The organism is Escherichia sp. WS1451, from assembly GCF_046487365.1.
Lineage (GTDB): Bacteria > Pseudomonadota > Gammaproteobacteria > Enterobacterales > Enterobacteriaceae > Escherichia > Escherichia coli.
In genome coordinates this window covers 1-3,373 of the sequence record NZ_JBJQJP010000053.1, presented here as the reverse complement: position 1 = coordinate 3,373, position 3,373 = coordinate 1, and the positions used below count along the sequence as shown (strand labels likewise).

Below are 3,373 nucleotides of genomic sequence, written 5' to 3'. Positions count from 1 at the left end.
GCAAACGCTCTTCCAGGTACTGGTCGCTGTTCGGGTTGATCGCCAGGGGCAGGGCCTGCTCGCGCTTGAGTGCGGCGAACTTCTCGGCCGGCAGCAGGTAGTCGTCGAAGTCGCGGAACTGCCGCGAGCCCTTGACCCAGATGTCGCCGGAGCGCAGGGCGTTCTTCAGCTCGGACAGGGCGCAGATTTCGTAGAATTTCCGGTCGAGGCCTTCCGGGGTGATCACCAGCGGCTTCCAGCGCGGCTTGATGAAGGCCGTGGGTGCATCGGCCGGCACCTTGCGCAGGTTGTCGGCGTTCATCTCACGCAGGGTCTGCACGGCTGCCAGCACGCCTTGCGCGGCCGGCCCGTGCTGTTCCCCAACTTTTCGCTCGGCGAAGAGTATGAACATGCGCCGCCGGCGACGAATCGCCAAATCTCACCGTATCTCCCGAGCGGACGATTTCGCACCGGTCTGCCCGTCGAAGGGCTTGCGATCGAACGGGGCGACCTTTTCTATGCATGTCCGCGAGCCAGCGTCTTTTATGGCACGGCGCTCGACGCCGACCTTCGGACGCGCGGCGTAAGCACGCTTGTCATGGCCGGGATAAGCACCACCGGCGTTGTTCTTTCAAGCGTCGCCTGGGCTAGTGATGCGGACTACGACGTGCGTTTGGTCCAGGACTGCTGCTACGACCCGGATCGGGATGCCCACGAAGCTCTGTTGCGTTCCGGGTTCGGCGGACGTGTACAGGTCGTGTAATTTTCGGGCCTCGCATGATCGCGGCCATAGCCGCAGGTGGATTGGTGCGAGGCAGGGCCAGTCCAAGTCAGGGTGCGGTCATCGCGGCGCCTGCAACTCTCAAAAACCCATCGCCGTAGCGGAGGTCTTGTAATCGCATGTCATTACGCACGCCCGATTTATTGTTCACAGCGATAGCACCTGCCATTTGGGGCAGCACCTACATTGTCACCACCCAATACCTGCCGAACTTCTCACCGATGACGGTCGCGATGCTGCGGGCGTTGCCGGCGGGTTTATTGCTCGTGATGATCGTCCGACAGATTCCAACGGGAATCTGGTGGATGCGCATCTTCATCCTCGGCGCACTTAATATTTCGCTATTCTGGAGCTTGTTGTTTATTTCGGTCTACCGCCTGCCGGGCGGGGTCGCGGCGACGGTAGGCGCTGTGCAGCCGCTGATGGTCGTGTTCATCTCTGCCGCTCTGCTAGGTAGCCCGATACGATTGATGGCGGTCCTGGGGGCTATTTGCGGAACTGCGGGCGTGGCGCTGTTGGTGTTGACACCAAACGCAGCGCTAGATCCTGTCGGCGTCGCAGCGGGCCTGGCGGGGGCGGTTTCCATGGCGTTCGGAACCGTGCTGACCCGCAAGTGGCAACCTCCCGTGCCTCTGCTCACCTTTACCGCCTGGCAACTGGCGGCCGGAGGACTTCTGCTCGTTCCAGTAGCTTTAGTGTTTGATCCGCCAATCCCGATGCCTACAGGAACCAATGTTCTCGGCCTGGCGTGGCTCGGCCTGATCGGAGCGGGTTTAACCTACTTCCTTTGGTTCCGGGGGATCTCGCGACTCGAACCTACAGTTGTTTCCTTACTGGGCTTTCTCAGCCCGGGGACCGCCGTGTTGCTAGGATGGTTGTTCTTGGATCAGACGCTGAGTGCGCTTCAAATCATCGGCGTCCTGCTCGTGATCGGGAGTATCTGGCTGGGCCAACGTTCCAACCGCACTCCTAGGGCGCGTATAGCTTGCCGGAAGTCGCCTTGACCCGCATGGCATAGGCCTATCGTTTCCACGATCAGCGATCGGCTCGTTGCCCTGCGCCGCTCCAAAGCCCGCGACGCAGCGCCGGCAGGCAGAGCAAGTAGAGGGCAGCGCCTGCAATCCATGCCCACCCGTTCCACGTTGTTATAGAAGCCGCATAGATCGCCGTGAAGAGGAGGGGTCCGACGATCGAGGTCAGGCTGGTGAGCGCCGCCAGTGAGCCTTGCAGCTGCCCCTGACGTTCCTCATCCACCTGCCTGGACAACATTGCTTGCAGCGCCGGCATTCCGATGCCACCCGAAGCAAGCAGGACCATGATCGGGAACGCCATCCATCCCCGTGTCGCGAAGGCAAGCAGGATGTAGCCTGTGCCGTCGGCAATCATTCCGAGCATGAGTGCCCGCCTTTCGCCGAGCCGGGCGGCTACAGGGCCGGTGATCATTGCCTGGGCGAGTGAATGCAGAATGCCAAATGCGGCAAGCGAAATGCCGATCGTGGTCGCGTCCCAGTGAAAGCGATCCTCGCCGAAAATGACCCAAAGCGCGGCCGGCACCTGTCCGACAAGTTGCATGATGAAGAAGACCGCCATCAGGGCGGCGACGACGGTCATGCCCCGGGCCCACCGGAACGAAGCGAGCGGGTTGAGAGCCTCCCGGCGTAACGGCCGGCGTTCGCCTTTGTGCGACTCCGGCAAAAGGAAACAGCCCGTCAGGAAATTGAGGCCGTTCAAGGCTGCCGCGGCGAAGAACGGAGCGTGGGGGGAGAAACCGCCCATCAGCCCACCGAGCACAGGTCCCGCGACCATCCCGAACCCGAAACAGGCGCTCATGAAGCCGAAGTGCCGCGCGCGCTCATCGCCATCAGTGATATCGGCAATATAAGCGCCGGCTACCGCCCCAGTCGCCCCGGTGATGCCGGCCACGATCCGCCCGATATGGGGTCTGACGCTCAGTGGAACGAAAACTCACGTTAAGGGATTTTGGTCATGAGATTATCAAAAAGGATCTTCACCTAGATCCTTTTAAATTAAAAATGAAGTTTTAAATCAATCTAAAGTATATATGAGTAAACTTGGTCTGACAGTTACCAATGCTTAATCAGTGAGGCACCTATCTCAGCGATCTGTCTATTTCGTTCATCCATAGTTGCCTGACTCCCCGTCGTGTAGATAACTACGATACGGGAGGGCTTACCATCTGGCCCCAGTGCTGCAATGATACCGCGAGACCCACGCTCACCGGCTCCAGATTTATCAGCAATAAACCAGCCAGCCGGAAGGGCCGAGCGCAGAAGTGGTCCTGCAACTTTATCCGCCTCCATCCAGTCTATTAATTGTTGCCGGGAAGCTAGAGTAAGTAGTTCGCCAGTTAATAGTTTGCGCAACGTTGTTGCCATTGCTGCAGGCATCGTGGTGTCACGCTCGTCGTTTGGTATGGCTTCATTCAGCTCCGGTTCCCAACGATCAAGGCGAGTTACATGATCCCCCATGTTGTGCAAAAAAGGGCACTGTTGCAAAGTTAGCGATGAGGCAGCCTTTTGTCTTATTCAAAGGCCTTACATTTCAAAAACTCTGCTTACCAGGCGCATTTCGCCCAGGGGATCACCATAATAA

Annotated in this window: 2 protein-coding genes and 3 pseudogenes; 2 read left to right on the top strand and 3 right to left on the bottom strand. The window is 59.0% G+C overall.

Translation table 11 applies throughout. From position 1 onward, the window contains the following. Window positions 1–346 (bottom strand): annotated as a pseudogene (locus ACJHX7_RS25995) (Tn3 family transposase); the annotation flags it as partial. A 3-nt stretch (window positions 347–349) separates the two neighbouring features. On the opposite strand from ACJHX7_RS25995, the gene ACJHX7_RS25990 reads away from it, so the two are divergent. Then, window positions 350–742: a cysteine hydrolase family protein gene (locus ACJHX7_RS25990; protein WP_001351729.1), complete on the top strand. Its 393-nt coding sequence runs from the start codon at window positions 350–352 to the stop codon at window positions 740–742. A gap of 137 nt (window positions 743–879) precedes the next feature. Next, window positions 880–1,764 carry a DMT family transporter gene (locus ACJHX7_RS25985; protein WP_000058717.1) on the top strand — a complete coding sequence of 295 codons (885 nt, stop codon included), beginning with the start codon at window positions 880–882 and terminating at the stop codon, window positions 1,762–1,764. Between the two features lie 31 nt (window positions 1,765–1,795). Here the strand turns inward: ACJHX7_RS25985 and ACJHX7_RS25980 are convergent. Together ACJHX7_RS25980 and ACJHX7_RS25975 are read right to left on the bottom strand one after the other, a co-directional pair. After that, window positions 1,796–2,698, bottom strand: a pseudogene (locus ACJHX7_RS25980) (TCR/Tet family MFS transporter); the annotation flags it as partial. 146 nt (window positions 2,699–2,844) lie between these two features. Beyond that, a pseudogene (locus ACJHX7_RS25975) lies at window positions 2,845–3,261 on the bottom strand (serine hydrolase); the annotation flags it as partial. Window positions 3,262–3,373 lie beyond the last annotated feature (112 nt).

Coding starts and splice junctions, on each gene's coding strand:
- ACJHX7_RS25985 (WP_000058717.1), top strand. CDS start 880: ATGTCATTACGCACGCCCGATTTATTGTTCACAGCGATAGCACCTGCC.